We start from the raw sequence: 26,569 nt of genomic DNA, 5'->3' as shown, positions 1-26,569 counted from the left end.
CAGTATTTTCAGGCCTGCTCAATCCCCCACAGCTTGCCTTCGCCGATCTCCACTGAATTACCCGCGGGATCGCGGACATAGACGGAATAGCTGTCATTCGGCCAGCGATGGTAATGTTCGACGGGAATTCCAAGCGCTTCGAAACGCTCCTTCCAGCCATCCACTTCCGATTTATTCTTTGCATAAAAGCAGAAGTGGCCTTGGCCCACCGCCCCATGGCGCGGGATCGGATTATCGGGGTCTGCCCGGCGGGATTGCTGCGGATCGAAGATCAGCAGCATTTGCTGGCCGCATCTGAAGAAAACAAATTGGCCGGGCAGTCTGCGCACCATCTCCAGCCCGAACACATCGCGGTAAAAGGTCTCGGCGGCGTCGAGATCATTCACGTAGATTGCGGTTTCCATGACGGCTGTTGGCGGGTGCATGTTTCCTCCGGTATCTACTGTTGTCCGACACTGGAAGTGGCGGGACGCTTATGTTTTGGTGCTGAAGGTCAGCACGGTCAGATCGTGTTTGCCGACGCCGCGTTCCAGAACGGTCCAGCCGCAATTGATGTAATAGGTTTCGAGATCGCGCTGGCAGCAGAGATAGCTGGTGTGATGGCCGAGTTCGGCGGCCCTTTGTGTGGCGGCCTGCATCAAGGCCCGCGCCACACCTGAGCGCCGTCGGTCTTCTTCCACCCAGAGAGCGGCAACCCACGGCAGATATTGCGGCCGCTCCTCCAGATCGCAATGGATAAGGAATGCGGAGCCGACGTAAGCCTCACAGTCATGGGCAACGAAACCGGTGGGCAGTGCATGGGGATTGGTCATGTCCTTCAGGTGTTCGGCGACGTCGCCGACCTGAAGGCCGCTATCCTGCCACCATGCCGTCCAGACGCGCTGCGCGATGACGGGGCCGTGGGACTGGCAGTCGCGATAGTCGGAAATAGTGTACAAGGCCGTCTCCCGGCCGGCTTCCTTCCCGCAGGCTGAAGCCGGATCATGCTTTCAAATCAATGCGGCGATTTAAACGGTCGGGAGATGCTTTCGCAACCGGCAAGTTCCGGAAATGGATCAGGACTTCGTTGCCGTGACATGCAGCCAGTCGGTCGGCATCTTGTCGTAACCGCTGCCGTGGCGGGATGTGATCTCGATGATTGTCCAGTCAAATTTACCGTAGGCATTTTCGAGCCAGGCTTTGGAAGGATAGTTGTAATAACGGCCAAACGTGTCACGGCCTTCCGCTTCTCCGGCCTTGAAACTGGCGTAAAACACACCGCCCGTTTTCAGTGCCCCGTGAACACGGCCGATAATGCCGGCAAGTGCTGCGCGTGGCACATGCAGCAGGCAGGCATTGGCCCAGACACCGTCATAACGTTCTTTGTCGTTAATATCCTCGAACAGCAATGTCGCGACGGGAATTCCAAGCCGGGCTTGCGCCGCTTTGGCGATCTCGGGTGTTCCATCGGTGGGGTGAACGTCGAAACCGGCAGCCAGCATAAATTCGCTGTCCTGGCCACCGCCGCATCCCAGTTCGAGAATGCTTGCACCCTCTTGCAGCTGCGCCAGGAATGTTTCGAGATGCGGACGATCCGCCGCCTGTTCGCGCGAGGTGTAGACCGCGGCGTTACCCGTATAGAAGCCGATCGTTTCGTCGTCCTTGCCGGTCATGGTCTCAGCTTTGCGACTGGCTCTGGCTCTGCGACTGCTGCACGGTGACAGTCACATTCAGCGTCTCACCGGCGGGGCCGATGCGCATGCCTGATATCGGCGCGCAGTCGCGGTAGCACAGGCCCGACGCGATGCGGACATAACGGTCATCGGGGCAGATATTGTTGGCGGCGTCGAAGCCGACCCAGCCAAGCCCCTGAAGATGCACCTCGGCCCAGGCGTGGGTGGCTGTCTGTTCCTCCACCTCTTCCATCATCAGATAACCGGAAACATAACGGGCCGGCAGGCCCATCAGCCGGGCGGCGGAAATCAGGATATGGGCATGGTCCTGGCAGACGCCCTTGCCGGCTTCCAGCGCCGCTTCCGCCGTGGTTTCAATGTCGGTCGAACCCGGAACATAGTCCACCTTGCGGTGAATATTCTCCATGAGGTCGTGCAGGCGTGAGAGTTCGGTATCGCCCGTGCTGACTTTTACCAGTTCACGCACCAGCTTTCCCGGCTTGGTGCGCGGCGTCTCGCGCTGGAAGAGCCAGAGCGGCGCATTGCCGACATGGTGCCCGAACACGCCGGCTTTGTCTTCGGTGGTGACGAGACCGCTTGCCACAACCTTGACCTTGCGTTGCGGCCCCTCCGTTTCCACCAGCGCAACCCGGTTGCCGAAATGGTCGTCATAGGTCACTTCGACGGTGGCGCCATCGACCGAGACGTCCCAGTTCTCCACCGTCTGGCATGGGCCGGTCTGCGGTGTCAGGCGCAGCCGCTGCAACGCATAGGGCATCGGCTCGTCATAGACATATTCCGTCGTATGGGTGATTTTCAGACGCATAAGCTGTTCCCGTCCACGCGCTTATTGATAAAAGCGGTAGCCTTCCATGATTTCCTGTCCCAGCTGCCCGTTCCGGTTGATAAATCTCTCCAGAAACTCGTGCAGACCTTCATCCATGACGCGGTTGATCGTCGTCTTGCGCAGGCTGTCGCGAATGCTCTCGGCCGTCTCATGCGCCTTGTGCCTTTCGCCGTAGTCTTCTGCTATATAATTGAGGTTGCTGGCGATCTTCTCGTAACAATAGGCGAGCGAACGCGGCATGCGACCATTGAGAATGAGGAAGTCAGCAATATTGGCCGGCTTGTATTCCGCATCATAGACCCAGCCATAGGAACGGTGCGCCGAGACCGAGCGCAGAATGGATTCCCATTGTGCATTGTCGAGCGAGGAGCCAACATGCGCCACAGCCGGTAGCAGCACGTAATATTTGACATCGAGAATGCGGGCGGTGTTGTCTGCGCGTTCGATGAAGGTGCCGATGCGGGAGAAATTGTAGAGATCGTTGCGCAGCATAGATCCATGGAAAGCGCCGCGCACCAGACCGGCGCGGTGTTTTATGCCGTCAATGGTCTGCGGCATGTCCGCCGGCTTTACCCTGCGCTCGAGGCTGGTCTTGAGCTCGATCCAGAATTCGTTGGTCGCTTCCCAGGTCTCGCGCGTCAGCGCGGTGCGCACCATGCGGGCATTGTTGCGGCCCGCCTCGATGCAGGAGAGGACGCTGGAAGGGTTGGCTTTATCCCGCAGGAGATAATCGATCGCATCCGCCGTCGTTACCTTGTCGTGCGTTTCGAGAAAGGCCTCGTGCACGCCGGCGCTTTGCAAGACGCCGTCCCAGTCCTCATCGCCGCTGCCTGAGCGCGTCAGTGAAACGCGTAGGCCCGCATCGATAAGCCGGGCGATGTTTTCAGCGCGCTCGATGTACCGGAACATCCAGTAGAGCCCGTTTGCCGTTCTGCCCAGCATGGCTTAGTCCTCCAGTACCCATGTATCCTTGGTGCCGCCGCCCTGGCTGGAATTGACCACCAGCGAGCCCTGCTTGAGCGCGACGCGGGTCAGGCCGCCGGGAATGATCTTCACCTTGTCCGACACCAGCACATAGGGGCGCAGATCGACATGGCGCGGCGCGATGCCGTTCTTCACCATGATCGGCACGGTGGAAAGCGACAGCGTCGGCTGCGCTATGTAATTGGAGGGGCGGGCTCTCAGCTTTTCGGCAAATAGCGCCCGTTCCTTTTTCGTTGCCGTGGGGCCGACCAGCATGCCGTACCCCCCCGAACCGTGGACCTCCTTGACGACCAGTTCGGCAAGATTGTCGAGCACGTATTTCAGGCTGTCCGGCTCCGAACAGCGCCATGTCGGCACGTTTTCCAGGAGCGGCTTGCGGCCGGTATAAAATTCGACGATCTCAGGCATGTAGGAATAGACGGCCTTGTCATCGGAAATGCCCGTGCCGGGCGCATTGGCGATGGTGATGTTGCCGGCGCGGTAGACATCCATGATGCCGGGTACGCCGAGTGCCGAATCCGGCCGGAAGGTCAGCGGATCGAGGTAGTCGTCATCGACGCGGCGATAAAGCACATCGATCGCTTCATAACCGCGGGTGGTGCGCATCTTGACCTTGCCGTCCATGACACGCAGGTCGGAGCCTTCCACCAGTTCCACGCCCATCATGTCGGCAAGGAAAGAGTGTTCGTAATAGGCGGAATTATAGATGCCGGGAGTGAGCACCGCTACACGCGGCTTGCCAGTGCAGCCGGGCGGTGCGAGCGAGGCGAGCGATTGCCGTAGCAGATAGGGATAATCTTCCACCCGTCGCACGCGGTTTTCGTGGAAAAGTTCCGGGAACATCTGCATCATCGTCTCGCGGTTTTCCAGCATGTAGCTGACACCGGAGGGCGTGCGGGCATTGTCTTCCAGAACATAAAACTGGTCTTCACCGGTGCGGACGATGTCAGTGCCGACAATGTGGGTATAGACGCCGCCGGGTGGGGTGAAGCCGATCATTTCCGGCAGGAAGGCTTCGTTTTTCTCGATGATTTCGCGGGGGATGCGGCCGGCGCGGATGATTTCCTGCTTGTGGTAGATATCGTCGAGGAAAGCATTGAGGGCGAGAACACGCTGTTCGATGCCCTGGGCCAGTTTGCGCCACTCACGTCCGGAGATGATGCGCGGGATGATATCGAAGGGGATCAGTTTTTCTGAACTGTCGGCATGGCCGTAGACTGCGAAAGTAATGCCGGTTTTTCGAAAGATGTTTTCCGCGTCTTTTGATTTCTGGATCAGGTGCGACCTGTCCTGTCGGCTGTACCACTCGTTATAGTTTTCATATGGGCTTCGCGGAGTGTTGTCCGCATTTATCATTTCGTCAAATGCCAACTTCGATGTCCCCTTTTTTACCATATGAATACAAGGCCAAATGCAATGCAAGAACTATGCGGACCTCCTCATGAAGATTTTTTGTCGCCCTAGAGTTTTAAAAAAGAAGCGTTTTTTCGGTTTCAGCCTATAAATGCGGCATCGTCAAAATGGTTGCGCGGCGCGGCAGGGCGGAAGGGCATGATGGTGCTGTGCGCGCTGTGGGCGAATGCACAAAATTTGTTCGTTCGTTTTCGGTTGATGGATCGCGGATGCCGCATCAGAAAAACTGAAAGATGTGATCACGAAAACGCCTTTGACCTTTGGCGGGGATGGCGATACCGCCTTGGCAAAGGGTCCGGGTGCCGCCGCAGGCCAGATGACAGGCCGGCCTGCTCTTTCGCCGGTGTGCCTTGGCCGAAATATCAATTCGCTGCATGACCTTGCGTCCCCGGCAATGTCCGAGAGGCGGGATCATGCCGCACAGGGGATGTTCCCATGTCGCTTGACCGCCTGGCTCCGGCCATTTTCGTGTTTCTCTGGTCGACCGGCTGGGTCACTGCCAAATATGCGGTCTATTATACCGGGCCGTTGACCTTCCTCTGTCTGCGGTATCTGCTGGCTGGCCTGATATTGTGGGCGATCTGCCGGTTGTCCGCCATTTCCTGGCCGAAGAAGCGGGCTGATGTCCTGCGGGCGATCCTGTCCGGCGTGTTCCTGCACGGCATTTATCTCGGCATGATCTGGTGGGCCATCGGGCAGGGCGTGCCGGCGGCGATTGGCGGCATTATTGCCGGCCTGCAGCCGCTGATGACGGCGGTGGCCGCCCGTTTCATGATTGGCGAGAGAATCTCACCCATACAGCGTGCCGGGTTGCTGCTCGGTTTTGCCGGCATTGCCATTGCCGTGCTGCCGAAGGTTATGGCCACAGGTGCACTGGGCATGTCCGTGCCGCTTTATGCCGTGGCGGTGAATGTGCTGGGCATGGTGTCGGTGACCTATGGTACGCTTTACCAGAAGAAATATGTCCATGGCGGAAACATCATGGCGGTGGCGACGCTGCAATATGTCGGCGCGCTGCTGGTCACCGTTCCCTTTGCGCTTTTGCTGGAAGACGGGCATGTGGACTGGAGCCTCGGGCTGGCTGCCACGCTTGGCTGGTCGGTGGGGGCGATTTCCATCGGCGCGGTGGCGCTGCTTCTGTATCTGATCAGGCGCGGGCAGGTCTCGCGCGCGGCCTCGCTGATCTATCTCGTGCCGCCGCTTGCCGCCGTGGAAGCTACGCTGCTTTTCGGGGAAACGCTGACGCCAGCCATGATTGCCGGCACGGTTCTGGCGGTCACGGGGGTCTATCTCGCCAACCGCCGGCCTGCCGCGTCGGTTGCGGCGGGTTAATTGCTGCAACCTCATATTAGGGGTTTGTTAACCATAAAATTATACCTCTCGTTAATCACATGATTTGGCGGGGGTTACATGTCTATTTCACGTCGTGGGGTTCTGTTCGGATTGCCACTGTTTCTGGCGGGCTGCGCGAATACCGGCATCGGCCAGCAAAGGCTTAATTATGCGGCGAAGCCGGAAGAGAAATTCCCGCTTCCCGCCATGCATCTCGACAAGGTCAAGCCGGAACTTCGCCGGCAGGAGGTCACCTACGACACCAGCCATCCGACTGGCACGGTGGTGGTGGATACGCCGGCACGGCGGCTCTATTACGTCATGGGCGATGGTCGCGCCATGCGTTACGGCGTCGGTGTCGGCCGGCAGGGTCTTGCGCTGAAGGGCGACGCCTATATCGGCCGCAAATCCGAGTGGCCTTCCTGGACGCCGACCGCAAACATGATGCGTCGCGATCCACGTAACCTGAAGTTTGCCGGTGGCATGGCGGGCGGCCCGAACAATCCGCTCGGCGCACGCGCGCTTTATCTCTATCGCGGCGGCAACGATACCATGTTCCGCCTGCACGGCACCAACCAGCCGCAATCCATCGGCCACGCCATGTCGAGCGGTTGCATCCGCATGCTCAACCACGATATCATCGATCTTTACAGCCGCGTGCCTGTCGGCTCCAAGGTGGTTGTGCTGCAGGCGTGATGGAGAGGCGGATTTTTCCGCCTTTGCCTCGTCGAAAAATGCCTGTACCCTTGAGTTGATTTTTTCAGAAGATGACCAATTTTATGCTGGAAAATCAACCATGTGTAGAATGCCTCCCTTTCCGTATTTAAGGGAGTTCTGCAATATCGGAAACGTGATTTCCGGTGTTCGAGACGTGTATCCATAAAGGAGAAAATGCACTGTATCGAGCGCGGCACCACTTCAACGGGGACACATGAACATGGCAACTTTCGATAATCTTTCTCGCTATCGGCCTTATGCTCTGGCGGCACTGCGCATCATCGCAGCGCTGCTTTTCATCGAACACGGAACGCAGAAGCTGTTCGGCTTTCCAGCATCGCAGATGGAAGGCTCGCTGCCGACCCTGATGCTGGTGGCGGCGCTTCTGGAACTCGTCGGCGGCATTCTCGTGCTGATCGGCCTGTTCACGCGACCGGTCGCCTTCATCCTTTCCGGCCAGATGGCCGTCGCCTATTTCATGGCGCATGCGCCAAGCAGCTTTTTCCCGGCCTTGAACGGCGGCGATGCGGCTATCCTGTTCTGCTTCGTATTCCTTTATTTCGTCTTTGCCGGTCCGGGAGCTTTCTCGGTGGATGAGCGCCGGGCCTGATCTGCCCGACCGATCATCATGGATCCTTTTGCCGAAGCCCCGCATGGTCATGCCGTGCGGGGCTTCGTGTGATAAAAAGGGGGGGAAACTTCGGCCACGGCCGAAGCACCGATGCTTGTTTCCGGGCTACGAAGGGTTCATCCTGAACGCAGTTGGAAAGTCGATCCGTGAACACTCAAAGTCCCATTGCCCGTGAATTGCTGCTGCTCGCGCTCCTGTCCACGCTGTGGGCGGCTTCTTATACGTTCATCAAGATCGGCGTGGAGACGATACCGCCCATCACCTTCATCGCATGGCGAACCCTGATCGCCGGTCTGCTTCTTCTGGTCGTGATCCGGCTGCGCGGGCTGCGATTGCCGAAGGATTTGGCGACCTGGCGACTGTTCTTCATTCAGGCCTGTATCAACAGCGTGTTGCCTTTCACGCTGATCGCCTGGGCGGAGCAGAGCATCGATGCCGGTCTTGCGGTCATTCTCAATGCAACAACGCCGATCTTTACCTTTCTTCTCACCGCGCTGGTTATCAGGCACGAGGCGGTCAGCGGGCGCAAGCTGTTCGGCACCACTGCCGGCATGACGGGTGTGTGCCTCATCATCGGCATGGAGGCGCTGAGTGGTGCGGGCGAGGCGATATGGAGCCAGCTTGCCGTGCTGACAGCGGCGTTTTCTTATGCCTGTGCGGCGATATTCGGCAAGAACTTCAAGGGGCTCGATCCGATCATGCCGGCGGCTGGCTCGCTTATCTGCGGGGCCGTCCTGCTGCTGCCCGTCAGCCTGATCGTTGACCGGCCGTGGACATTGTCGCCTTCGGCCGCTTCGCTCACTTCGCTTGTGTGCCTGAGCGTTTTTTCAACCGCGCTCGCCTTCATGATCTATTTCCGGCTGATGCAGACGCTCGGTTCGGTCGGCACCACCTCCCAGGCTTATCTCCGGGTTCCGGTCGGCGTGGCGATCGGCATGGCATTTCTGGGAGAGGTGCCGACACCTGCCATGTGGGTCGGTCTTGTCTGTGTGATCGCCGGCGTGCTGGCCATGACCTTGCCATCCCGGCGCCGGCCGGTTGTGCAGCGTGGGTGACGGCAAAGAAAAACCCCGCAGGCCGGTGGCTTGCGGGGTGTGATCTGAAGGCGTCTCGGAAGAGGACAACCGCATAATAGACCGAGCGGGTGCCGCTTGTTTCTTCTCCCCGAGGGGGAGAAGGTCGCGGCAGCGGGATGAGGGCGCGCCTCTGCCGGATTTCGGAGGGCTTACCCCCTCATCCGACCCTTTGGGCCACCTTCTCCCCGGCGGGGAGAAGAAATGGGCCGTAAGCGTCCTCAATCCACGCGAAGCAACTTAACGGTTGCGGCCGCGATTGCCGTTGCCGGAAGCGCGCTTTTCCTGGCCGTTGCCGCCAGCAGGTGCGTGGCGGTTGGCGCCGCTGCCGCCGGGCTTGCGGGCCGGACGGCGGTGCTTGCGCGGGCCGGCCGGACGACCTGCATCGCCTTCGGCCTGCTTCACGCGCTTGAAGTCGGAGGTGACTTCCAGATCATTGTCCGCATCGCGCGGCGCGTGGTTGCGGGACGGGCGGGATTCGCCGTTGTGACGTCCACCTTCACGCGGGCCGCGCTGCTGGCCACCATTATTGTTGTTGCGGCCGCCACGGTTGTTGTTGGGGCGCGTCGGGCTGGCAAGGCCGGCCGGACGTTCACCTGACGCGACCGGGATATCGATCTTCATCAGCTTTTCGATGTCGTGCAGCAGGCGGGTTTCGTCCGGCGCGCAGAAAGCGATGGCGATGCCGTCGCGGCCGGCGCGGGCGGTACGGCCGATGCGGTGAACATAGGCATCAGGCACTTCCGGCAGGTCATAGTTGAAGACGTGCGTTACGGCCGGAATGTCGATGCCGCGGGCGGCGACGTCGGTTGCGACCAGAACCTTGATGTCACCATCCTTGAAGCCCTTCAGTGCCCGCTCGCGCTGGCCCTGGCTCTTGTTGCCGTGAATGGAGGCGACCTTGAAGCCGATATGTTCCAGATGCTTGTACAGCTTTTCCGCGCCGTGCTTGGTGCGCAGGAAAACGATCGAGCGGCCGTCCGGGTTCTCGTTCAGCGACTTCTTCAGGAGATCGGTCTTGTCGTTCTTGCCGGCGACGAAATGCACGTACTGCTCGACCTTGTCGGCAGCCTTGCCCGGAGGCGTGACCTCGACCTTGATCGGGTCGGTCAGGAAGTTGCTGGCAAGCTCGGAAATCGCCTTCGGCATGGTGGCCGAGAAGAGCAGCGTCTGCCGCTTGGGCGGAACCATGCGGGAAATCTTGCGCAGATCATGGATGAAACCGAGATCGAGCATCTGGTCAGCTTCATCAAGCACCAGATAGGTGACCTTGGAGAGCGAGATGGCGTTGCGGGCGATCAGGTCCAGCAGGCGGCCGGGCGTGGCGACGAGGATGTCGGTGCCTTTTTCGAGCTGCAGCTGCTGCTTGTTGATCGACGCGCCGCCGACAACCTGGTTGATGCGCAGCGGCGTCTTCTTCACGAAGGAGCGCAGGTTTTCGCCGATCTGGTTCACCAGTTCGCGGGTCGGTGCAAGGATCAGCGTGCGGGTGGTGCGGTTTGCCGGACGGTCAGCCTGCTTCATCAGCATTTCGATGATCGGCAGGCCGAAGGCTGCGGTCTTGCCGGTGCCGGTCTGTGCGAGGCCGATGAGGTCACGGCCTTCGAGCAGCAGCGGAATGGCTTTTGCCTGAATGGGGGTAGGGGTTGTGTAGCCAAGCTGGGTAACGCTGGCCACGATCTTTTCGGAGAGGCCGAGTTCGCTAAAACTGGTCAATATATTGCCTTTCGGGGCGCCAAAACAAACTCATCCGGAGCAGGGCTGCTGTCCGGTGGTTTCGGCGTCAAGAACCCCGCGTGAATTGGGAACTTGTGGGTTGGAATAACTTTCTGCGCATCAGTGCGGCAAATGCCGTCTTCTGTATTCGTTGCGCTTTTCCTTCATGCGGGCCAGATTTCTCTTGGAACAAGTCGTTCTGGACATACGCTGCAGCTCACGCGGCTGCCGAAGGTGAAAGCTTGACCGGCATGTGGGCGTTTTGCGCGTTAAAGTCAAGCGATAGTTTTATAATGCCGCTGTCTGGCGACGCATGGCAGCCATGCGCAAGGTCGGGCGGTTATGGCTGGAATGGCGCGTCGGGGCGAATAATTATGGTTAAAAAAGGGTAGCGGTGCCGCTCGGTACATAGCAAACGGCGATTTTATCACATAACGTTTTTACGACGATATCCGGAAATATTTGATTCGACAGAAATGGAACTGCACGGTGTGGAGTATCGATTGACCGAAGGCAGCGGGTTGCTGGAAAAAGCTTACAGGGCCGTCGCCGCCCTGGACTTGCCCGCGTGCATCAAGGACAGCGAGCTGCGCTATCTCATGGTCAACGCCGCCTATGGCCGGATCATGGGGCGTCCACCCGCAGCGTTTCAGGGGCAAACGAGCCTTTCCCTCTCCGCCGATATTCGCGATGCCGAGCGGGAAGACAGGGAGCGCCGCTCGCTGGTCTTCGCCACGGATGAGCTTATCGCCTGTCATGGTGCGGCGTCTTTCGGGCCACATACGCTTCGTTGCGAACGTTTTATCGGCGATGACGGCAATCTCTTCCTGTTCGAGGCATTCGAGGAAATGCCGGCGGTTGCCATTGAGGGCTTTTCCAGCGGCAATAACGCCTCCGAATTGCTGTTCGGCAGCGGTGTGATCGATCTCATCGACGCCGGTATCGTTATCTATGACGATGAAAACCGGCTGATTTATTGCAACGCCCGCTTCGTGGAATTCTACAGTGCCTTCGGTGTTGCGCTGAAGCCGGGCATGCGGCTAGAAGCGCTGATGGAAGCGGTCTATTTTTCGAGCGGTTACAGCCGCGCGAAAGTGGACGATCCGGCTTTTGAAAGCTGGAAGCAGGAGCAGCTGCGGGATTTTTCCCTGCCCTATCTGGAAAGGGTGGAGCAGTTTGCCGATGGCCGCTGGGTGCGCATGGTCAACAAGCGGCTGGAAAACGGCATGCTGGTCGGTCTGCGCATCGACGTGACCGAGTTCAAGGCGCATGAGACCCTGCTCAGCACGCAGATCCGCGAGACCTGGCTGCTGCGCGCCGCGCTTGAGCAATTGCCGGTGGCGGTGTTCCTGCGCGATCACGACAGGCGGCTGACTTTTGCCAATGCGGCCTATGAAAAATTCGTCGGAGGCGATCTCGCCCATTTCATCGGCAAGACCGAAAACGAGATGTTTCCGGCGACGGGCGAGCAGTCCCGCCTTGAAAACGAGCGGCTGCTTGAAACCGGCGAGGCGATTGAGAAGGCGGAAACCCTGCCGCTGCCGGATGGCGGCTCCGTTCCCGTCATCACCCGCCTCGGCCGGGTGGCGACGCCTGACGACGAATATTATCTGGTCGGCTCGGTCACCGATGTCAGCCTGTTGCAGGACCGTGAAAATGCGCTGATTGCGGCACAGGCCAGGGCAGAGGCGCTGCACCGCCAGCTGGAGGCGATTCTTCACGCCCTGCCGGTGGGGGTGCTGCTCATCAATGCCGATCTCGTCATCGAATATGTCAATCCGTTCTTTTACGAGGTTTGGGGCGAAATTGGCGGCGAGAAGTCGCTGGTCGGCAAAAGCTATCGCGACTTCATGGAGCTGAATTTCGAAAGCGGCCTTTACGACTACGGCGACATGTCCTTCGACGATCTTTATAGCCAGCGAACGGAGCGGCTTCTCAGCAAGGAGGCCTCTGCCCCCCGCGAAGTGCGCAGCAAAAGCGGCAAGGTCACCGTCATCTCGAAAACCCGCCTCGATGGCGGGAAAATCCTCAGCACTTACGCCGACGTGACCGATGTGCGCATGCGCGATGCAGAGATCATGAAGGCCAAGGCCGAGCTGGAGCGCGTCGGCGAATATATGCAGGGCGCCACGCGCGCCATGGCGCAGGGCCTGGTGCTGGTCGAGCAGGGCACGATCATCATGTCCAACGAAGCGATGGCGCGGATGTTCGACGTGCCGCCGCATCTCCTGGAAAAAGGCCGCAACTGGTCGGGCTTCTTTGCCCATTGTGCCAAGCGCGGAGATTTCGGCACCGCCGAGGAGGCGGCGGCGACGCTCGCCGCCTGGAAAGACAATATCGCCGCCAACCAGCCGTTTTCCTGGCTCATCCATGTGGCCGGCAAAACCTGGCTCAATCTGGAAGCCACCAATAGTTCCGGCAATTATTGGCTCGTCATCGTCACTGATGTGACCGAGATGAAGCTGCGCGAGGAAGAGTTGCAGCGGCTGCTTTCGCGGGCGGAAGCGGCGGATCGCGCCAAATCGGAATTCCTGGCCAATATGAGCCATGAAATCCGCACGCCGATGAACGGCGTGCTCGGCATGGCGGAGCTTCTGGCTAAATCCAATCTGGATACGCGCCAGAAGACCTTTACCGATATCATCGTCAAGTCAGGCAATGCCCTTCTGACGATCATCAACGACATTCTCGATTTTTCCAAGATCGAGGCCGGGCAGATGAAGCTGCGCAGCGTGCCTTTCGATCCGGCCGAAGCGGTGGAGGATGTGGTTTCGCTCCTCTCCTCGGCGGCGCTGGAAAAGGACATAGAACTGGTTGTCCGGATCGACCCGTCGGTTTTCGGCAAGGTCATGGGCGATGCCGGGCGGTTCCGTCAGATCGTCACCAATCTCGTCGGCAATGCCGTTAAATTCACCGAAACGGGGCATGTGCTGATCGAGCTTGCTGCGCAGTCGGCTGAGGCGTCCGAAACCATGCTCTCGCTGCGCGTCGAAGACAGCGGCATGGGCATTCCGCGCGACAAGCTCGAGACCATCTTCGACAAGTTCATCCAGGTGGATGGTTCGGCGACGCGCCGGCACGAGGGAACAGGGCTTGGACTGGCGATCACGGTTGGCCTTGTCGGTCTCTTCGACGGTTCGATCAATGTCGTGAGCGAGGTCGGCAAGGGATCGACCTTCGAGGTCAATATTCCGTTTCAGGTCACCGAAAGGCGGCGCGACGTTCCGCTTATGTCCGTGGCGATCGACGATATCCGGGTGCTGGTCATCGACGACAATGACGTCAATCGCCGTATATTGACCGAGCAGCTGAAGACATGGGGCATTGATGGCCATGCGGTGGAGGACGGCCCGTCCGGCATCGCCGTGCTGCAGGAGGCCGTGTCGCTCGGCTTTGCCATCGATGCCGTCATTCTCGATTATCATATGCCTGTCATGAACGGGCTGGATGTGGTCGAGCGTATTCGTGCGGACCAACGTTTCGATGAGATTGCCATCGTGTTCCTGACCTCCATGGATGTGGTGGGCGACGAGACGCTGTTTACCGATCTCAACGTGCAGGCGCATCTGATGAAACCGGCACGGGCGCGGCTTTTGCGCTCCACCCTGTTCGATGTGGTGCGGGATGTGCGGCTGAAGCGTGCCCGCTTGCAGCCGCTGGCGCTGGAGCCAAGCGGCGGAGCCGTGCGCCCGGAAAGGCGTCTGGCTGAAAAGAAACAGCGTATTCTGCCAGCGGCCCCGGCTGTTCCCGAACGCCGCAGGCCGAGCCTGATCGACGTGCTGGTGGCCGAGGACAATGACGTCAACCAGATTGTCTTCACCCAGATTTTGCAGCAGGCGGGTTTGCGTTTCCTGATCGTCGGCAACGGCAAGAAGGCGGTTCAGGCGTGGGAGGAAAACAATCCCGCCATCATCCTCATGGATGTCTCGATGCCGGTCATGAACGGCCATCAGGCCACGCTCGCCATCCGCGCCGCCGAACAGGCGGCGGCTGACGGCCGGCATGTGCCGATCATCGGTGTTACCGCCCATACGCAGGAGGCTGACCGGGAACTTTGCCTGCAGGCGGGCATGGATGATTATCTGTCGAAACCGATCAGTCCTGAAATTCTCGAGGACAAGATCGCGCAATGGCTGGGGGATGCCATGCCCCGCCGTGACGCGCCAGGCGTCTGATCATCCGGCGCGGCGACGGTTTTCGGAATTGCCTCAGGCGGGCCGTTTGGTGCCGCAGAGCATCTCCCGCTTTCCGGCAAAACCCTTGCGGCGCTCCAGATCAAAACCGGCGGCGATGAGGTTGCGGCGAACGAAACCGGCGGCGGCATAGGTGGCGAATGTGCCCTCCGACGCCGTTTTGGCAAAGAGCGCCTGCATGATTTCCAGCGACCACATGTCTGGATTACGCGCCGGCGCGAAGCCATCCAGAAACCAAGCGTCGAAACTCTCGTTGCTGTTGGAGATTCCGGCAAGGGCCTCGCCGCAGACCACCGTCAGGCGCGTCTCGCCATCCAGCTCGATTTCGACCCTGCCTTGTGGCTCTTCCGGCCAGAGGGCGACGAGCGCCTTGCGCTCAGTATCTACCTCCGGCCAGCGGGAAAGCGCCCGGTCGATTTCGTCCGCCTTCATCGGGTAAAGCTCGAAGGAGATGAAATGCAGCCTGGAGCGGCCGTTGCGGACTTCTTTCCATTGGCGCCATGTCTCGCAGAGATTAAGGCCGGTGCCGAAGCCCAGCTCACCGATGCGGAAGACGCCCTCCCGTTCAAGCCAACGTTCTGGCAGGCCGTTTCCGGAGAGAAAGACATGGCCGCATTCCAGCCTGCCATCCGTCTGGCAATAAAAATGATCGTCAAAAGCCAGCGAATAGGGCATATCCCCGTCACGCCAGTCGAGTGCGGTGCGGGTTTCTCCGGTTGCGGAACCGGTCTCTGTGCCAGCCTCTGTGATAGTGTCGTTGGAATTTTTCATGGCTAATGCCGATAATCCTGCTTTCGAACAGGGTCAATCTCCAAGATTGGCAGTGTCAACATTGCCCGGTTCCATACCGCTCCTCATCGTCGGTGGCGGCATTATGGGGCTATGGGCCGCCGTCAAGGCAGAACGGCTCGGAATAGACACTCTGCTGGTCGAGGCGGAGCAGCTTGGCAGTGGAGCAAGCGGCGGGCTGCTTGGCGCCTTGATGCCGCATATGCCGGACCGCTGGTCGGACAAGAAGCAGTTCCAGTTCGATGCCCTCGTGGCGCTGGAAACGGAAATTGCCGAGCTGGAAGCCGATACCGGGCTTTCCGCCGGTTATCGCCGTTGCGGCCGGATCATTCCGCTGCCCAAGCCGCATTTGCGCGGCATCGCGGAGCGGCACGAGCGGGATGCCGGGGAAAACTGGGTTTCGGGCGAGCGCCGGTTCCACTGGCATGTCGGCGACCGGCCTTCCGTTCTTGAATGGGTGGATGATGCGGCGGGTCAGGCGGGGTTTGTGCTGGATACGCTGGCGGCGCGGGTTTCGCCGCGCGCGATGATCGCCCTTCTCTCGGCGTTTCTCCGCAAGGCGCATCACGTGCGGGTGGCGGAGCAGCGCCGTGTTGTCTCACTCGACCCGCAGGCCGGGCGGGCAGTGCTGTCTTCGGGGGAAGAGATTGTCTTCGGCCATGCCATTGTCGCCAACGGGCATGGCTCTTTCCCCCTGATCCGCGATGCGCTCGGCCTGGAGACCGGCGTTGCGCTCGGGCAGGCGGTGAAGGGGCAGGCAGCGCTTCTTGATGCGACGGTTGACCCGGCCATGCCGGTCGTCTTCCTGAACGGTCTTTATATCGTGCCGCATGAGGATGGCACCGTCGCCATCGGCAGTACCAGCGAAGATTGTTTTTCTGCGCCTTTCAGCACCGACGAAAAGCTGGAAAAGCTGCTTGCCGAGGCGTGTGCGGTGGTGCCATCGCTTGCCCACGCATCAGTTCTCGAGCGGTGGGCCGGCCTGCGGCCAAAGGCGGTCGGGAGAGACCCGATGGTGGGGTCGGTTGCCGGTTGTCCGAAGCTTGTTGCGCTTTCGGGTGGTTTCAAGGTCAGCTTCGGTCTTGCCCATTTTCTTGCCGATGCGGCGTTGCAAACCGTGTGCGGGGAGACACCTGACCTGCCCGTCGGGTTTCGCCTTCAACAACACGTGAATATTGCCGTCACGGACTTTGGAAAGTGCTGATCAGGCCGTCCACGTCGTTAATCTGTCATGCAAATCACCTATTTGCTGGCCTGCAACGAGGCCGGTTTGGCCGCTTTTGCGGCGAGGTGACAGCGCATGCGATACGCCATTCATTTCACGCCTACCCCCAATGACCCCCTGACGCAGGCAGCCGCCGCGTGGTTGGGGCGCGATGCCTATTCCGGTCAGGCGGTGGAGCCGCCGGGCATGATCGATCTCGGCATGCAGGAGATTTCATACCACACGGCGCTGCCACGCCGTTACGGTTTCCATGGCACGATCAAGGCGCCTTTCCGGCTTGCCGAGGGCCATTCCGAGGCCGCGCTTTTGCGCGACCTGATGTATTTCTCCGGCAAGCAGGATCCTTTCACGCTTCCACAACTCGTGGTGGCAAGGCATGGAAATGTCTTCAGCCTCGTCCCCGAGCGCCCCTGCGAAGTGCTGCATTTTTTCGCCGCCCGCGTGGTACAGGAATTCGACCGTTACCGCGCGCCGCTTTCCGAGGCGGAAATCGAGCGGGCGGATCCGGACCGGCTTTCGGCCTCGCAGCTCACCAACCTGCATCGCTGGGGCAGCCCGCATGTGATGGATGAGTTCCGGTTCCAGATGTCGCTGACGGGCGGTGTTGAGCCTGCCAGCAGCCAGAGAATCGAGCGTGCCGTGCGCAAGGTTTTCGAGCCGTTGCTGACCCGGGAACTGCAATTTTCCAGCCTTGCTCTCTTCATCGAGGATGAACCGGGTGCGCCCTTCCGGGTGCATTCGCTGCATCCCATGGGCCGCGTGTCCGCCCGCAAGATTGCCTGAGAAACGGCTGCCCATAATCGTATACAAAAAAGCATCGGAATGTCGGCAAAATTGATCTCGACATTCCGGATGCGGATGATACCGTTCGGCATCGCATATCCGAAGTTTGCGCCGGTTACCCATTCCGGGGTCGGCGCGCTTTGGAGATTTGTTTATGTCTCCCTAAATCGGTTTTCGCCTGGGGAGAGATGTCTTGGGTGGCTGAATGATTTCCGACAATTACTCCCGCAATCTGGTGGGCTATGGCCGTCATGTTCCCGATCCGAAATGGCCGGGCGGCGCGCGCATCGCCGTGCAATTCGTCATCAATTACGAGGAGGGCGGCGAAAGCTGCATTCTCGATAATGATAAGGCGTCAGAATCGCTGCTGTCGGAAATCGTTGGCGCCCAGCCCTGGCCCGGCCAGCGCAACCTGAATATGGAATCGATCTACGAATATGGTTCGCGCGCCGGCTTCTGGCGGCTGTGGCGCATGTTCACAGGTCTTGGCGTCACCACCACCGTTTATGGCGTGACCGCCGCCATGGCCCGCAATCCGGAAGCCGTTGCGGCCATGAAGGAAGCGGGCTGGGAAATTGCCAGCCATGGTTATCGCTGGCTGGAATATAAGGATTTCTCCGAAGAGGAAGAGCGCAAGCACATAACCGAAGCAGTGCGCCTGCATAAGGAGGTAACCGGCGAGCGGCCCTACGGCATGTATCAGGGCAAGCCTTCGGACAATACGCTGCGCCTCGTCATGGAAGAGGGCGGTTTTCTCTATTCGTCGGACTCCTATGCCGATGATCTGCCCTACTGGGTGAAGGGTGCGAAGGATGAGCCTTTCCTGATCATTCCCTATACGCTTGACACCAACGATATGCGTTTTGCCACGCCGCAGGGCTTCAATTCCGGCGACCAGTTCTTCACCTATCTGAAAGACGCGTTCGACGTGCTTTATCAGGAAGGCGCTGAAGGCGCGCCGAAGATGATGAGCGTCGGCCTGCATTGCCGTCTTGTCGGCCGGCCCGGCCGCGCGGCGGCACTTCGCCGTTTCATCGAATATGTGCTCAGCCATGACAAGGTTTGGATCCCGCAGCGGATCGAGATCGCCCGGCACTGGCATGAACATCACAAGCCGGTGGCTCCGTGATGTCGGCGCGGCAGGAATTTGTCGCCCGGTTCGGTGGCGTGTTCGAGCATTCGCCCTTCATCGCCGAACGTGCCTATGATGCCGGTGCGGTCGAGGGTGATTTGACGGCGAAGGCGGTTCATGCCGCACTCACCGCGCAGTTCCGTGCCGCTTCCGAGGCCGAAAGGCTTGGCGTGTTGCGGGCGCATCCCGATCTTGCCGGCAAGCTGGCGATTGCGGGCGAACTGACGGCCGATAGCCGCAACGAACAGGCGGGGGCGGGGCTGGACCGGCTTACCCCGGAAGAGCACGCCCGTTTCACTGAGCTGAACAGCGCCTATACCCAAAAATTCGGCTTTCCCTTCATCATCGCGGTCAAGGGGTTGAACAGGCACGATATTCTTTCCGCCTTCGAAACCCGCATTGGCAATGATGCGGCGCAAGAGTTCGCGACCGCGACGGCGCAGGTGGAGAAGATCGCCTGGCTTCGCCTTTCCGCGATGCTGCCGGAGGGTTGAATTGGCGAGCGGTGACCGTTCTGCTAGAATCGCGCCGTCTGGAGATTGAGATCATGAGACCGTCCGAGGTGCTGGAAAAGAACAGGGAAGCGATCCGCGAAGCGACGAAACGCTTCAACGCGGCAAACCCGCGCGTGTTCGGCTCCGTTGCGCGCGGCGAGGACCGGCCGGACAGCGATCTGGATATTCTGGTGGATGCGCTGCCGGGGGCCACCTTGTTTGATCTGGGCGGCCTGTTGGAAGAGCTATCGGCCATCATGCGCGGGACGGAAATTCATCTGTTGACGCCTGGGGACTTTCCCGAGCGCGTTCGTGTGAAGGTTCTGCAGGAAGCGAAGCCTGTATGAGGGTCGAGCGGCTGCACGTTTATCTTCAGGATATCAGGCAGGTTGCTTCGGAAATCATCGACTTCGTTCGACTGAAAACAAAGGATGAATTTTTGGCTGATCTCGTCCGCCAACGGGCGGTCGCGATGAACCTTCTGATTATCGGCGAAACGACGGCGCGGATAATGGAGGAGTTCCCTGCTTTCGTGGCGGATTTTCCCGATATTCCCTGGGTCAAGATGCGCGGAATGCGAAACAGGATCGCGCACGGCTATATGAGCATCAATCTGGAAACGGTCTGGGATACGACCCAGACGGCTATATCTGATCTTCTGGACAAACTCTCTCTTCTGCATAACTGGCATGCCCAAGGTGAATGACATTTGACTGATTTTCTCGACATAAAACCCCTTACCAAGCAAGCATTCGCATCCTTCGGTGATGTGATCGAAGCTACGCCTTCTTCCATGCGCCACATCAATGGCGGCCAGACCGAGAGGCACCATGCGCTTGCCGCACCTGAGGCGGCGGGCGAGGGTGCGCGTATCATCCTCAATATTTTCCGTGGGCAGCCGCGTGTCTTTCCGCATGAAATCGAGATGATGGAGCGGCATCCGCTCGGCAGCCAGAGTTTTTCGCCGCTTTCCGGCAGGCCTTTCCTCGTCGTCGTTGCGGAAGATGACGGAGGCCGGCCGGCGCGGCCGCAGGTGTTTCTGGCGCGTGGCGATCAGGGCGTGAATTACCGCCGCAATGTCTGGCATTATCCGCTGATGCCGTTGCAGGCGGTTTCGGATTTTCTGGTTGCTGACCGCGAAGGGCCGGGTAACAATCTGGAAGAGTATTTTTTCGATGAGCCCTTCATGATCGCGGAGCCTAAGCCATGACCGGTCTGACCACCCATGTTCTCGATGCCGCCCATGGTACGCCGGCGCAAGGGTTGACAATCGAGCTTTACCGGCTCTCCGGCGATCGCCGCGAGAAGCTGAAGACGGTGAAGACCAATAGTGACGGCCGGGTGGATGGCGGGCCGCTGCTAGTCGGAGAGAGTTTCAAGGCGGGCGAATATGAGCTGGTTTTCCATGCCGGCGAATATCTGCGCGGCAAGGGCTTGGCGCTGCCGGAACCGGCCTTTCTCGACATTATCCCGATCCGTTTCGGCATTGCCGATGAGAGCGGCCATTACCATGTGCCGCTTCTGCTTTCGCCCTATAGCTATTCCACCTATCGAGGAAGCTGATTGCCATGATCTTTGCCGCCATCGCCGATATTCACGGAAACTGCGCTGCGCTTGAAGCCGTGCTGGAGGATATCGCCAGGCTTGGGATCAAGGAGATCGTCAATCTCGGTGATTGTTTCAGCGGGCCGCTTGAGGCGGGTTTTACCGGTGATGTGCTGGTGGGCAACTGGATACCCAGCATTCGCGGCAATCACGACCGGGAACTTATCGAGCGGGCACCGGAGGATATGGGGAGCTGGGAAAGGCCGGCCCATGCGCAGATGACCGCTGCGCATCTGGACTGGCTTCAGACTTTGCCCTTCAGCATGGTATTCAAGGACGTCGCCTATTGCTGCCACGGCTCGCCGCTTGACGATCTCGACTATTGGCTGGAAACGCTTTCACCGGAAGGTGTGCTGAAACTGCGGCCGCTGGCTGAAATCGAGGCAAGGGCGGAAGGGATCACCCAGCCGCTGATGCTGTGTGGCCATACCCATATTCCCCGCGCGGTGCAGCTTTCCGATGGCCGGCTGATCGTCAATCCCGGCAGCGTCGGCTGCCCCGGCTGGAAGGACGATACGCCTTTCGACCACCACGTCGAGGCCGGTCATCCGCTTGCCAGCTATGCCGTGCTGGAAGAAACCGGGCGTGGCTGGCAGGTCTATTTCCGGAATATCCGCTATGACAATCTGGCCATGGCCGAGATGGCACGGGTCAACGGCATTCCTTATCTGGCCGATGCGCTGGCGAGCGGCTGGCTCAAGCGGTAAAACTTACCCCTCGCTGTTCATCACCACGCAGGCGTAAGACTGCGCCTTCAATTCCTTGCAGGCGGAAACCGCCGAAGACTGGTCTTCGAAGCCGGTGAAGCGGGCGCGGTAGAGGGTTGCCGAGCCGCTTTGCACCGCTTCGGTATAGGGGGCGATCCCGGCATAGCTTCCGATGTTGGAGCGGGCATTGGCGAGCAGCGAGCGGGCGGCGGCTTCGCTGTCGGCTGCGGCGATCTGCACTTCCCAGCGGCTTCTCTGGCCCGTGGACTGGCCGGCGGAGGCTGCCGCGGGAGCCGGCCGCGGAATGGCCGAAACCTGCATCATATCGGCCATCTGGTTGTTGGCCGTGGCGATCTGCATGGCGACCGGATCGGCGCGGCGCTCGGCGAACATCGGTAATGGCACGGAGGCGGGCGGTACGGCAGCGGGGCGCGCGGTTGCGGGCGGCACATCGAAGGTGCGGCTGACATTGGCGCTGGCGACGAGCTGTTCGGTGTTGCGGCTTCTCGATGCCTGCGGCACGGCCTTGTCGAGAAGGGCGGCCATCTGGGCATCGCGGCTGCGTGCGGTCTTGCCACCCAGCACGACGCCGACGACGCGGCGGCCATTGTGGTTGATGGCGCTGACGAGGTTGAAGCCGGAGGCATTGGTGTAACCGGTCTTGATGCCATCCATGCCCCGATAGCGATACATCAGATTGTTGTGGCCGCGGATGCGTTTTCCCCGGAAGCTGAAGGATTCCATGGCAAAGAGGTCATATTCCTTGGGGAAGTCGCGCTGCAGCGCAAGGCCGAGCTTCGCCATGTCACGCGCCGTCGTCACCTGCGATTTGCTGGGCAGGCCGGAAGCATTGCGAAACACCGTTTTCGACATGCCGAGCTGGCGGGCCTTGCGGGTCATCATCTCGGCAAACCTTGCTTCGGAGCCACCGAGGTGATCGCCCATGCCTTCCGCCATGTCATTGGCGGATTTGACGATCATGCCATAAACGGCTTCGCGCACGGTGAAGGTCTGGCCCTGGCGCACATAAAGCTTCGAGGGGATGACGGCTGCACCATTCTTGGACATCTTTATCTTCTGGTCCCAGCGAATCCGGCCGGCATGCAGCGCCTCGAAGGTCATGTAGAGCGTCATCATCTTGGTGAGCGACGCGGGGTGGTTCAGCACATCGGCATTGCGGGACGCCAGAACCTTGCCGGTATTGGCATCCATGATGAAATGGGCGTAGCCGGCCTGCGCGGGCGATGCCTGTAATGAGAGGATCGCGCAAAAGAAGGCGAGCGCGAAGACCCATGTTCCCGCCATTCCCCGTTTGACCGTTCCCGACATAATCCGCCCCTTTTGTTTGACCGCCGCTGTTGATTTCAAGTTTTACTGACACTTTCCGGCAACAAAACCGCTAAAACTTTAGAGATCGCTTTCATGCTTAATTAAGTATGAATTTCAACCCATACGCTGCCCTCACAATTTTCTTGAAAAGAAACCTACCATCCGGTATGTTTTGCGACATGACAAATGCTCACGAAAGAAAGAAACAGCCCGAGATCGTGCGTCGCAGCCTGCTTGACTGCGCGGCGAAACTTGCTGCCGATCAGGGCGTTGCGGCACTTTCGATACAGGCCGTGGCCGATGCGGCGGGGGTGACGAAAGGTGGATTGTTCCATCATTTCGCCTCCAAGCAGGCCCTGCTTGAGGCGGTGATGGCGGACCTTCTTTCGGCGCTGGACGCGGAAATCGACGCACTCATCTCACAGGATTGTGAAGCTTACGGATGCTTCACGCGGGCCTATGCGAACGCGGTTTTCGATGATCGTGACCGAGATTCGGGCAGGCAATGGGCGGCGATCTCGGTTTCCATGGTCGGTGAACCGTCGCTTCGGCGCATGTGGACCAGTTGGGTCGAGGGGCGTCTTGCCCGTCATAAGGATACGGATGACGGGGTGGTACTGGAGATGGTGCGGCTCGCGGCTGATGGCATCTGGTTTGCCGATCTTCTGGCTGATGATAGCAGGGCAGGTGGCGACAGGGCGGCTCTCAAGGCCCGGATGATCGCCCAGACGAAAAAGGAATTGGAACGATGAACGCGGCACTTTTTACCTATGGGGCGCTTGTCGCGGCTATTGTCTGCGAGGTTATCGCGACGTCTTTCCTGCAGCAGTCGCAACAGTTCACGAGGTTGCTACCGACGGTGCTGATGGCACTATTTTACGGTGCGGCCTTTTATCTGCTGTCGTTCACATTGCGCGCCATGCCGGTCGGTGTGGCCTATGCGATCTGGAGCGGGCTCGGCATCGTGCTGATTTCCGGCATTGGATATTTCGTGTTTCGCCAGACGCTGGATCTCGCCGCCGTCATCGGTCTCGGGTTTATCGTGACGGGGGTGGTGATTGTGAATGTGTTTTCGAAGACGGTGGGGCATTGATAGGGCTTCTCCACCTCATTCCTGTGCCTGTCACAGGAATCCAGCCGGCGCGCGTCTGTGCGACGGGAAGACTCCTTTCAGCCCAAGGACTTGGGCTGGCTGGATCCCTGTGACAGGCACAGGGATGAGGTAGGCAGTACGGGACTTTCTGATACGCCGGCTCTGAGGTATCGCCTCGTCTACTACAGCGTCACCATCACGCCAGAATGCTGCGGTCCACATCCGTCATCAGCCGCTTGCCGCAAAGCGCCATGCTGACATCCATTTCCTTGCGGATGATCTCGAGCGCAGTGGTCACGCCCTGCTTGCCATCGGCACCGAGGCCATAAAGGAAGGGGCGGCCGATATAGGTGCCTTTGGCGCCGAGCGCCACGGCCTTCAGCACGTCCTGACCGGAGCGGATGCCGCCATCCATATGCACCTCCACCTTATCCCCGACGGCATCGACGACCTTCGGCAGCATGGCGATGGAGGAATGGGCGCCGTCGAGCTGGCGGCCGCCATGGTTGGAGACGATGATGGCGTCGGCGCCTGTATCGAGCGAGGCGCGCGCATCTTCCTCGTCAAGAATACCCTTGAGGATCAGCTTGCCGCCCCAGCGTTCCTTGATCCATTCGACATCTTTCCAGGACAGGCGCGGATCGAACTGCTCCGCCGTCCAGGAGGAGAGCGAAGAGAGGTCGGAGACATTTTTGGCGTGGCCGACGATATTGCCGAAGCTGCGGCGCTTGGTGCGAGCCATATCCATGCACCATTTCGGCCGGGTCGCCATCTGCCAGATATGTTTCGGGGTGAATTTCGGCGGTGCGGAGAGGCCGTTGCGCAAATCCTTGTGGCGCTGACCGAGAATTTGCAGGTCGAGCGTCAGCACCAGCGCCGAGCAGCCGGCGGCCTTGGCGCGGTCGATGAGGTTGTTGACGAAATCCCGGTCCTTCATCACGTAAAGCTGGAACCAGAAGGGTTTCGAGGTGACGGAAGCGACATCCTCGATGGAGCAGATGCTCATGGTGGAGAGCGTGAAGGGCACGCCGAATTCTTCCGCTGCCTTGGCCGCCAGCATCTCGCCATCGGCATGCTGCATACCGGTCAGGCCTGTGGGGGAGAGCGCCACCGGCATCGAAACCTTCTCGCCGACCATTTCGGTGGCAAGCGACCGGTCGGTCATATCAACCAGCACGCGCTGGCGCAGCTTTATCTTGGCGAAATCATCCTCATTGGCGCGGTAGGTGCTTTCCGTCCACGCGCCGCTATCGGCATAGTCGAAAAACATTTTTGGCACACGGCGCTGGGCCTGATTTTTCAGGTCAGCTATGGTCAGGATTTTGCCCATGGATAAAGCCTTCACATTTAAATGATGGCTTCACATATCATATTCGATGTCGGTGCGCGAGTTGGACAGTCGCAGTTTGAAGGTTTTTTTGAATCGCTTTCACCTCAAAATTAGAGTTGATATTTTCTTGGTATCGGGCAATTCTATAAGTATATCTCCGAATCGGAATTTTTAATAATGTTTATATACTTACTTAGAATTTTTGCTGCCGTTCTTATAGTTCCAAATATTGCTTTTGCAGCGGAGTGCCCTTCGGTCAAGAGTCATAAGAGCGGATTTGTCCTTAGTCATAGTGGCGTGCAAAGCGAATTCAAAACATCGGGACCGGTGGTTTCCGTTCAACATGGCTTTGCTGACGGTGGAAAACAGAAGGCTTTCCTGTATCAAGGGCTTATAGAAATTTTCCGTTCGGGAAATGACGGGAATTACAATCAGTATTTCACGTCGAATTTGAACGATTTCTGGCCGTTGAGAGTCGGTGCCCGCCGCACTTTCGAATTCATTCCGCTGGACGCCGATGCTTTTAAGGAGAAGTGGACTCTGGACCTTGCCGTTACAAAACGACGGGCTTTTTCTATTGGTTATTGCAGTTATGACGTTTTCAACGTCCTTTACGACGTCAGAAGAAACGGTGAGGAAGTTGAACGCTGGACGGCGGTTTATGCGCCGGATCTGCTTGCAACGGTTGCAAAGATCTACGACGAAGGTACCAGTAACGAAGAAACCGTAAGCTACACGGCTATCAAACCGTTGAAATAATGTGCTTGCCATGCTTGGCGACAGCGCGGGTTAATTCCAGAATGCACGCAGAAACAATTCGAAGCCTAGCAGAAGCAAACAGATGAGAAACCAGCTCCGAAACGTCGCCGGGCTGACGATATGGCGGATTTTTTGGCCAAGCCACATGCCGAGAAGCGCTGGCAGGACGGCGAGAGCGGAAAGCGACAGATGCTCGACACGAAAAGCATTCTGGGAAGCAAGACCGGCGGCGAGCGCGACGGTGGAGACGGTGAAGGAAAGGCCGAGCGCCTGCACGAGATCATCCCGGCTGAAACCGAGCGACTGGATATAGGGCACGGCGGGCACGACGAAAATTCCGGTGCCGCCGGTCAGCAGGCCGGTTGTCAGCCCTATGGCCGGCGAGAGCCTGGCTTCCAGCCGTGGCGGAACGGAGAGGGGTTTGGCGAAGAGGCTATAGGCCGCGTAAGCCGCAAGGCACAGGCCGAGCGCCGAGGTGGTCCAGACGCCGGTGCCTGATGTCATCAGCCGGATGCCGATGAGGGTGCCGAGGGCAATGGCGATCATCATCGGCCACAGCCGCTTCACGATGGCCCGGAAATCAGGCCCGGCCAGCAATTGCCAGATGTTGGTGATGAAGGATGGCAGGATGAGCAGGCCTGCGGCGACGACAGGCGGCATGAACAGGCCGAGCACGCCCATGGCGACGGTGGGCAGTCCCATGCCGGTCACGCCCTTGACGATGCCCGCGACGGTGAAGGTCGCGAAAACCATGAGCATGGTGGT

The 26,569-nt window shown here is 59.3% G+C and carries 28 protein-coding genes; 17 read left to right on the top strand and 11 right to left on the bottom strand.

Annotated features, from left to right (window positions below):
• Window positions 1-8: 8 nt before the first annotated feature.
• From AKG12_RS05995 to AKG12_RS05970, 6 genes are all read right to left on the bottom strand, one after another.
• A complete protein-coding gene (locus AKG12_RS05995; RefSeq protein WP_052818190.1) occupies window positions 9-425 on the bottom strand; it encodes a VOC family protein in 417 nt (138 codons plus the stop codon).
• A gap of 48 nt (window positions 426-473) precedes the next feature.
• The gene (locus tag AKG12_RS05990) at window positions 474-938 is read right to left on the bottom strand and encodes a GNAT family N-acetyltransferase (protein WP_052818189.1); all 465 of its coding nucleotides are present in this window, start codon (window positions 936-938) and stop codon (window positions 474-476) included.
• Between the two features lie 117 nt (window positions 939-1,055).
• Window positions 1,056-1,652, bottom strand: coding sequence for a class I SAM-dependent methyltransferase (locus tag AKG12_RS05985; protein ID WP_052818188.1), 597 nt, complete (start codon window positions 1,650-1,652; stop codon window positions 1,056-1,058).
• Window positions 1,653-1,656: 4 nt separating this feature from the next.
• Window positions 1,657-2,478 carry a transglutaminase family protein gene (locus tag AKG12_RS05980; RefSeq protein ID WP_046797860.1) on the bottom strand — a complete coding sequence of 274 codons (822 nt, stop codon included), beginning with the start codon at window positions 2,476-2,478 and terminating at the stop codon, window positions 1,657-1,659.
• A 21-nt stretch (window positions 2,479-2,499) separates the two neighbouring features.
• Entirely contained in the window at window positions 2,500-3,441 is a 942-nt protein-coding gene (locus AKG12_RS05975) for an alpha-E domain-containing protein (protein ID WP_046797861.1), read from the bottom strand.
• Between the two features lie 3 nt (window positions 3,442-3,444).
• The gene (locus AKG12_RS05970; protein WP_046797862.1) at window positions 3,445-4,854 is read right to left on the bottom strand and encodes a circularly permuted type 2 ATP-grasp protein; all 1,410 of its coding nucleotides are present in this window, start codon (window positions 4,852-4,854) and stop codon (window positions 3,445-3,447) included.
• Between the two features lie 477 nt (window positions 4,855-5,331).
• Between AKG12_RS05970 and AKG12_RS05965 the strand changes: the two genes are divergently transcribed.
• The 4 genes from AKG12_RS05965 to AKG12_RS05950 all read left to right on the top strand — a co-directional run bounded on the left by AKG12_RS05965 (window position 5,332) and on the right by AKG12_RS05950 (window position 8,631).
• Window positions 5,332-6,228: a DMT family transporter gene (locus tag AKG12_RS05965; RefSeq protein WP_052818187.1), complete on the top strand. Its 897-nt coding sequence runs from the start codon at window positions 5,332-5,334 to the stop codon at window positions 6,226-6,228.
• 78 nt (window positions 6,229-6,306) lie between these two features.
• Window positions 6,307-6,924, top strand: a complete 618-nt coding sequence (locus AKG12_RS05960) for a L,D-transpeptidase (RefSeq protein ID WP_046797864.1) — start codon at window positions 6,307-6,309, stop codon at window positions 6,922-6,924.
• 241 nt (window positions 6,925-7,165) lie between these two features.
• Window positions 7,166-7,555: a DoxX family protein gene (locus tag AKG12_RS05955; RefSeq protein ID WP_046798401.1), complete on the top strand. Its 390-nt coding sequence runs from the start codon at window positions 7,166-7,168 to the stop codon at window positions 7,553-7,555.
• 167 nt (window positions 7,556-7,722) lie between these two features.
• Window positions 7,723-8,631 (top strand): DMT family transporter, encoded by a 909-nt coding sequence (locus tag AKG12_RS05950; RefSeq protein ID WP_046797865.1) that lies wholly within the window; start codon window positions 7,723-7,725, stop codon window positions 8,629-8,631.
• 258 nt (window positions 8,632-8,889) lie between these two features.
• On the opposite strand, the gene AKG12_RS05945 is transcribed toward AKG12_RS05950, so the two are convergent.
• Window positions 8,890-10,365: a DEAD/DEAH box helicase gene (locus tag AKG12_RS05945; protein ID WP_046797866.1), complete on the bottom strand. Its 1,476-nt coding sequence runs from the start codon at window positions 10,363-10,365 to the stop codon at window positions 8,890-8,892.
• A gap of 476 nt (window positions 10,366-10,841) precedes the next feature.
• Between AKG12_RS05945 and AKG12_RS05940 the strand changes: the two genes are divergently transcribed.
• A complete protein-coding gene (locus tag AKG12_RS05940; protein WP_052818186.1) occupies window positions 10,842-14,540 on the top strand; it encodes a response regulator in 3,699 nt (1,232 codons plus the stop codon).
• A gap of 33 nt (window positions 14,541-14,573) precedes the next feature.
• Here AKG12_RS05940 and mnmC2 read toward each other — a convergent pair whose 3' ends face one another.
• Window positions 14,574-15,329, bottom strand: coding sequence for a tRNA (5-methylaminomethyl-2-thiouridine)(34)-methyltransferase MnmC2 (mnmC2, locus tag AKG12_RS05935; protein WP_052818185.1), 756 nt, complete (start codon window positions 15,327-15,329; stop codon window positions 14,574-14,576).
• Between mnmC2 and AKG12_RS05930 the strand changes: the two genes are divergently transcribed.
• The 9 genes from AKG12_RS05930 to AKG12_RS05890 all read left to right on the top strand — a co-directional run bounded on the left by AKG12_RS05930 (window position 15,328) and on the right by AKG12_RS05890 (window position 21,293).
• On the top strand, window positions 15,328-16,551 hold the full coding sequence (locus AKG12_RS05930) for an NAD(P)/FAD-dependent oxidoreductase (protein WP_052818184.1): 1,224 nt from the start codon (window positions 15,328-15,330) through the stop codon (window positions 16,549-16,551). The two genes, mnmC2 and AKG12_RS05930, sit on opposite strands and share 2 nt — an antisense overlap.
• 96 nt (window positions 16,552-16,647) lie before the next feature.
• Complete coding sequence (locus AKG12_RS05925) at window positions 16,648-17,355, top strand: DUF1045 domain-containing protein (RefSeq protein WP_046797869.1); 708 nt, start codon at window positions 16,648-16,650, stop codon at window positions 17,353-17,355.
• Window positions 17,356-17,560: 205 nt separating this feature from the next.
• Window positions 17,561-18,484: an allantoinase PuuE gene (puuE, locus tag AKG12_RS05920; protein WP_052818183.1), complete on the top strand. Its 924-nt coding sequence runs from the start codon at window positions 17,561-17,563 to the stop codon at window positions 18,482-18,484.
• Entirely contained in the window at window positions 18,484-18,981 is a 498-nt protein-coding gene (gene uraD / locus AKG12_RS05915) for a 2-oxo-4-hydroxy-4-carboxy-5-ureidoimidazoline decarboxylase (RefSeq protein ID WP_052818182.1), read from the top strand. The genes puuE and uraD overlap by 1 nt, the downstream gene beginning before the upstream one ends.
• 53 nt (window positions 18,982-19,034) lie before the next feature.
• Window positions 19,035-19,328, top strand: coding sequence for a nucleotidyltransferase family protein (locus tag AKG12_RS05910; protein ID WP_003509513.1), 294 nt, complete (start codon window positions 19,035-19,037; stop codon window positions 19,326-19,328).
• The gene (locus AKG12_RS05905) at window positions 19,325-19,687 is read left to right on the top strand and encodes a HepT-like ribonuclease domain-containing protein (RefSeq protein WP_052818181.1); all 363 of its coding nucleotides are present in this window, start codon (window positions 19,325-19,327) and stop codon (window positions 19,685-19,687) included. Before AKG12_RS05910 ends, AKG12_RS05905 begins: the two co-directional genes overlap by 4 nt.
• 3 nt (window positions 19,688-19,690) lie before the next feature.
• Window positions 19,691-20,191 carry an ureidoglycolate lyase gene (locus tag AKG12_RS05900; protein WP_052818180.1) on the top strand — a complete coding sequence of 167 codons (501 nt, stop codon included), beginning with the start codon at window positions 19,691-19,693 and terminating at the stop codon, window positions 20,189-20,191.
• A complete protein-coding gene (gene uraH / locus AKG12_RS05895) occupies window positions 20,188-20,544 on the top strand; it encodes a hydroxyisourate hydrolase (protein ID WP_052818179.1) in 357 nt (118 codons plus the stop codon). Before AKG12_RS05900 ends, uraH begins: the two co-directional genes overlap by 4 nt.
• Before the next feature lie 5 nt (window positions 20,545-20,549).
• A complete protein-coding gene (locus tag AKG12_RS05890; protein WP_052818178.1) occupies window positions 20,550-21,293 on the top strand; it encodes a metallophosphoesterase family protein in 744 nt (247 codons plus the stop codon).
• 3 nt (window positions 21,294-21,296) lie between these two features.
• Here AKG12_RS05890 and AKG12_RS05885 read toward each other — a convergent pair whose 3' ends face one another.
• Window positions 21,297-22,598, bottom strand: coding sequence for a D-alanyl-D-alanine carboxypeptidase (locus AKG12_RS05885; RefSeq protein WP_052818176.1), 1,302 nt, complete (start codon window positions 22,596-22,598; stop codon window positions 21,297-21,299).
• Window positions 22,599-22,789: 191 nt separating this feature from the next.
• Here AKG12_RS05885 and AKG12_RS05880 point away from each other — a divergent pair, with 191 nt between their 5' ends.
• Together AKG12_RS05880 and AKG12_RS05875 are read left to right on the top strand one after the other, a co-directional pair.
• Complete coding sequence (locus AKG12_RS05880) at window positions 22,790-23,374, top strand: TetR/AcrR family transcriptional regulator (protein WP_052818174.1); 585 nt, start codon at window positions 22,790-22,792, stop codon at window positions 23,372-23,374.
• The gene (locus AKG12_RS05875; RefSeq protein WP_046797878.1) at window positions 23,371-23,715 is read left to right on the top strand and encodes a DMT family transporter; all 345 of its coding nucleotides are present in this window, start codon (window positions 23,371-23,373) and stop codon (window positions 23,713-23,715) included. Before AKG12_RS05880 ends, AKG12_RS05875 begins: the two co-directional genes overlap by 4 nt.
• Before the next feature lie 196 nt (window positions 23,716-23,911).
• On the opposite strand, the gene AKG12_RS05870 is transcribed toward AKG12_RS05875, so the two are convergent.
• Window positions 23,912-25,045, bottom strand: coding sequence for an alpha-hydroxy acid oxidase (locus tag AKG12_RS05870; protein ID WP_052818173.1), 1,134 nt, complete (start codon window positions 25,043-25,045; stop codon window positions 23,912-23,914).
• 177 nt (window positions 25,046-25,222) lie between these two features.
• Here AKG12_RS05870 and AKG12_RS05865 point away from each other — a divergent pair, with 177 nt between their 5' ends.
• Window positions 25,223-25,804, top strand: coding sequence for a hypothetical protein (locus AKG12_RS05865; protein WP_082178716.1), 582 nt, complete (start codon window positions 25,223-25,225; stop codon window positions 25,802-25,804).
• Window positions 25,805-25,834: 30 nt separating this feature from the next.
• Here AKG12_RS05865 and AKG12_RS05860 read toward each other — a convergent pair whose 3' ends face one another.
• A complete protein-coding gene (locus AKG12_RS05860) occupies window positions 25,835-26,557 on the bottom strand; it encodes a sulfite exporter TauE/SafE family protein (RefSeq protein ID WP_082178743.1) in 723 nt (240 codons plus the stop codon).
• Window positions 26,558-26,569 lie beyond the last annotated feature (12 nt).

This window comes from Agrobacterium sp. SUL3 (assembly GCF_001263295.1).
Taxonomy (GTDB): domain Bacteria; phylum Pseudomonadota; class Alphaproteobacteria; order Rhizobiales; family Rhizobiaceae; genus Agrobacterium; species Agrobacterium tomkonis.
The sequence above is the reverse complement of the archived record's forward strand: the minus strand, read 5'-3'. Positions and strand labels throughout refer to the sequence as shown.

Excerpts from the sequence above, each read along its gene's own strand:
- AKG12_RS05905 (WP_052818181.1), top strand. The coding sequence starts at position 19,325 with ATGAGGGTCGAGCGGCTGCACGTTTATCTTCAGGATATCAGGCAGGTT.
- uraD (WP_052818182.1), top strand. The coding sequence starts at position 18,484 with ATGTCGGCGCGGCAGGAATTTGTCGCCCGGTTCGGTGGCGTGTTCGAG.
- puuE (WP_052818183.1), top strand. The coding sequence starts at position 17,561 with ATGATTTCCGACAATTACTCCCGCAATCTGGTGGGCTATGGCCGTCAT.
- AKG12_RS05940 (WP_052818186.1), top strand. The coding sequence starts at position 10,842 with ATGGAACTGCACGGTGTGGAGTATCGATTGACCGAAGGCAGCGGGTTG.
- mnmC2 (WP_052818185.1), bottom strand. The coding sequence starts at position 15,329 with ATGAAAAATTCCAACGACACTATCACAGAGGCTGGCACAGAGACCGGT.
- AKG12_RS05975 (WP_046797861.1), bottom strand. The coding sequence starts at position 3,441 with ATGCTGGGCAGAACGGCAAACGGGCTCTACTGGATGTTCCGGTACATC.
- AKG12_RS05865 (WP_082178716.1), top strand. The coding sequence starts at position 25,223 with ATGTTTATATACTTACTTAGAATTTTTGCTGCCGTTCTTATAGTTCCA.
- AKG12_RS05875 (WP_046797878.1), top strand. The coding sequence starts at position 23,371 with ATGAACGCGGCACTTTTTACCTATGGGGCGCTTGTCGCGGCTATTGTC.
- AKG12_RS05955 (WP_046798401.1), top strand. The coding sequence starts at position 7,166 with ATGGCAACTTTCGATAATCTTTCTCGCTATCGGCCTTATGCTCTGGCG.
- AKG12_RS05860 (WP_082178743.1), bottom strand. The coding sequence starts at position 26,557 with ATGGTTTTCGCGACCTTCACCGTCGCGGGCATCGTCAAGGGCGTGACC.
- AKG12_RS05870 (WP_052818173.1), bottom strand. The coding sequence starts at position 25,045 with ATGGGCAAAATCCTGACCATAGCTGACCTGAAAAATCAGGCCCAGCGC.
- AKG12_RS05890 (WP_052818178.1), top strand. The coding sequence starts at position 20,550 with ATGATCTTTGCCGCCATCGCCGATATTCACGGAAACTGCGCTGCGCTT.
- AKG12_RS05985 (WP_052818188.1), bottom strand. The coding sequence starts at position 1,652 with ATGACCGGCAAGGACGACGAAACGATCGGCTTCTATACGGGTAACGCC.
- AKG12_RS05880 (WP_052818174.1), top strand. The coding sequence starts at position 22,790 with ATGTTTTGCGACATGACAAATGCTCACGAAAGAAAGAAACAGCCCGAG.
- AKG12_RS05995 (WP_052818190.1), bottom strand. The coding sequence starts at position 425 with ATGCACCCGCCAACAGCCGTCATGGAAACCGCAATCTACGTGAATGAT.
- uraH (WP_052818179.1), top strand. The coding sequence starts at position 20,188 with ATGACCGGTCTGACCACCCATGTTCTCGATGCCGCCCATGGTACGCCG.
- AKG12_RS05930 (WP_052818184.1), top strand. The coding sequence starts at position 15,328 with ATGGCTAATGCCGATAATCCTGCTTTCGAACAGGGTCAATCTCCAAGA.
- AKG12_RS05965 (WP_052818187.1), top strand. The coding sequence starts at position 5,332 with ATGTCGCTTGACCGCCTGGCTCCGGCCATTTTCGTGTTTCTCTGGTCG.
- AKG12_RS05960 (WP_046797864.1), top strand. The coding sequence starts at position 6,307 with ATGTCTATTTCACGTCGTGGGGTTCTGTTCGGATTGCCACTGTTTCTG.
- AKG12_RS05910 (WP_003509513.1), top strand. The coding sequence starts at position 19,035 with ATGAGACCGTCCGAGGTGCTGGAAAAGAACAGGGAAGCGATCCGCGAA.
- AKG12_RS05980 (WP_046797860.1), bottom strand. The coding sequence starts at position 2,478 with ATGCGTCTGAAAATCACCCATACGACGGAATATGTCTATGACGAGCCG.
- AKG12_RS05925 (WP_046797869.1), top strand. The coding sequence starts at position 16,648 with ATGCGATACGCCATTCATTTCACGCCTACCCCCAATGACCCCCTGACG.
- AKG12_RS05885 (WP_052818176.1), bottom strand. The coding sequence starts at position 22,598 with ATGGCGGGAACATGGGTCTTCGCGCTCGCCTTCTTTTGCGCGATCCTC.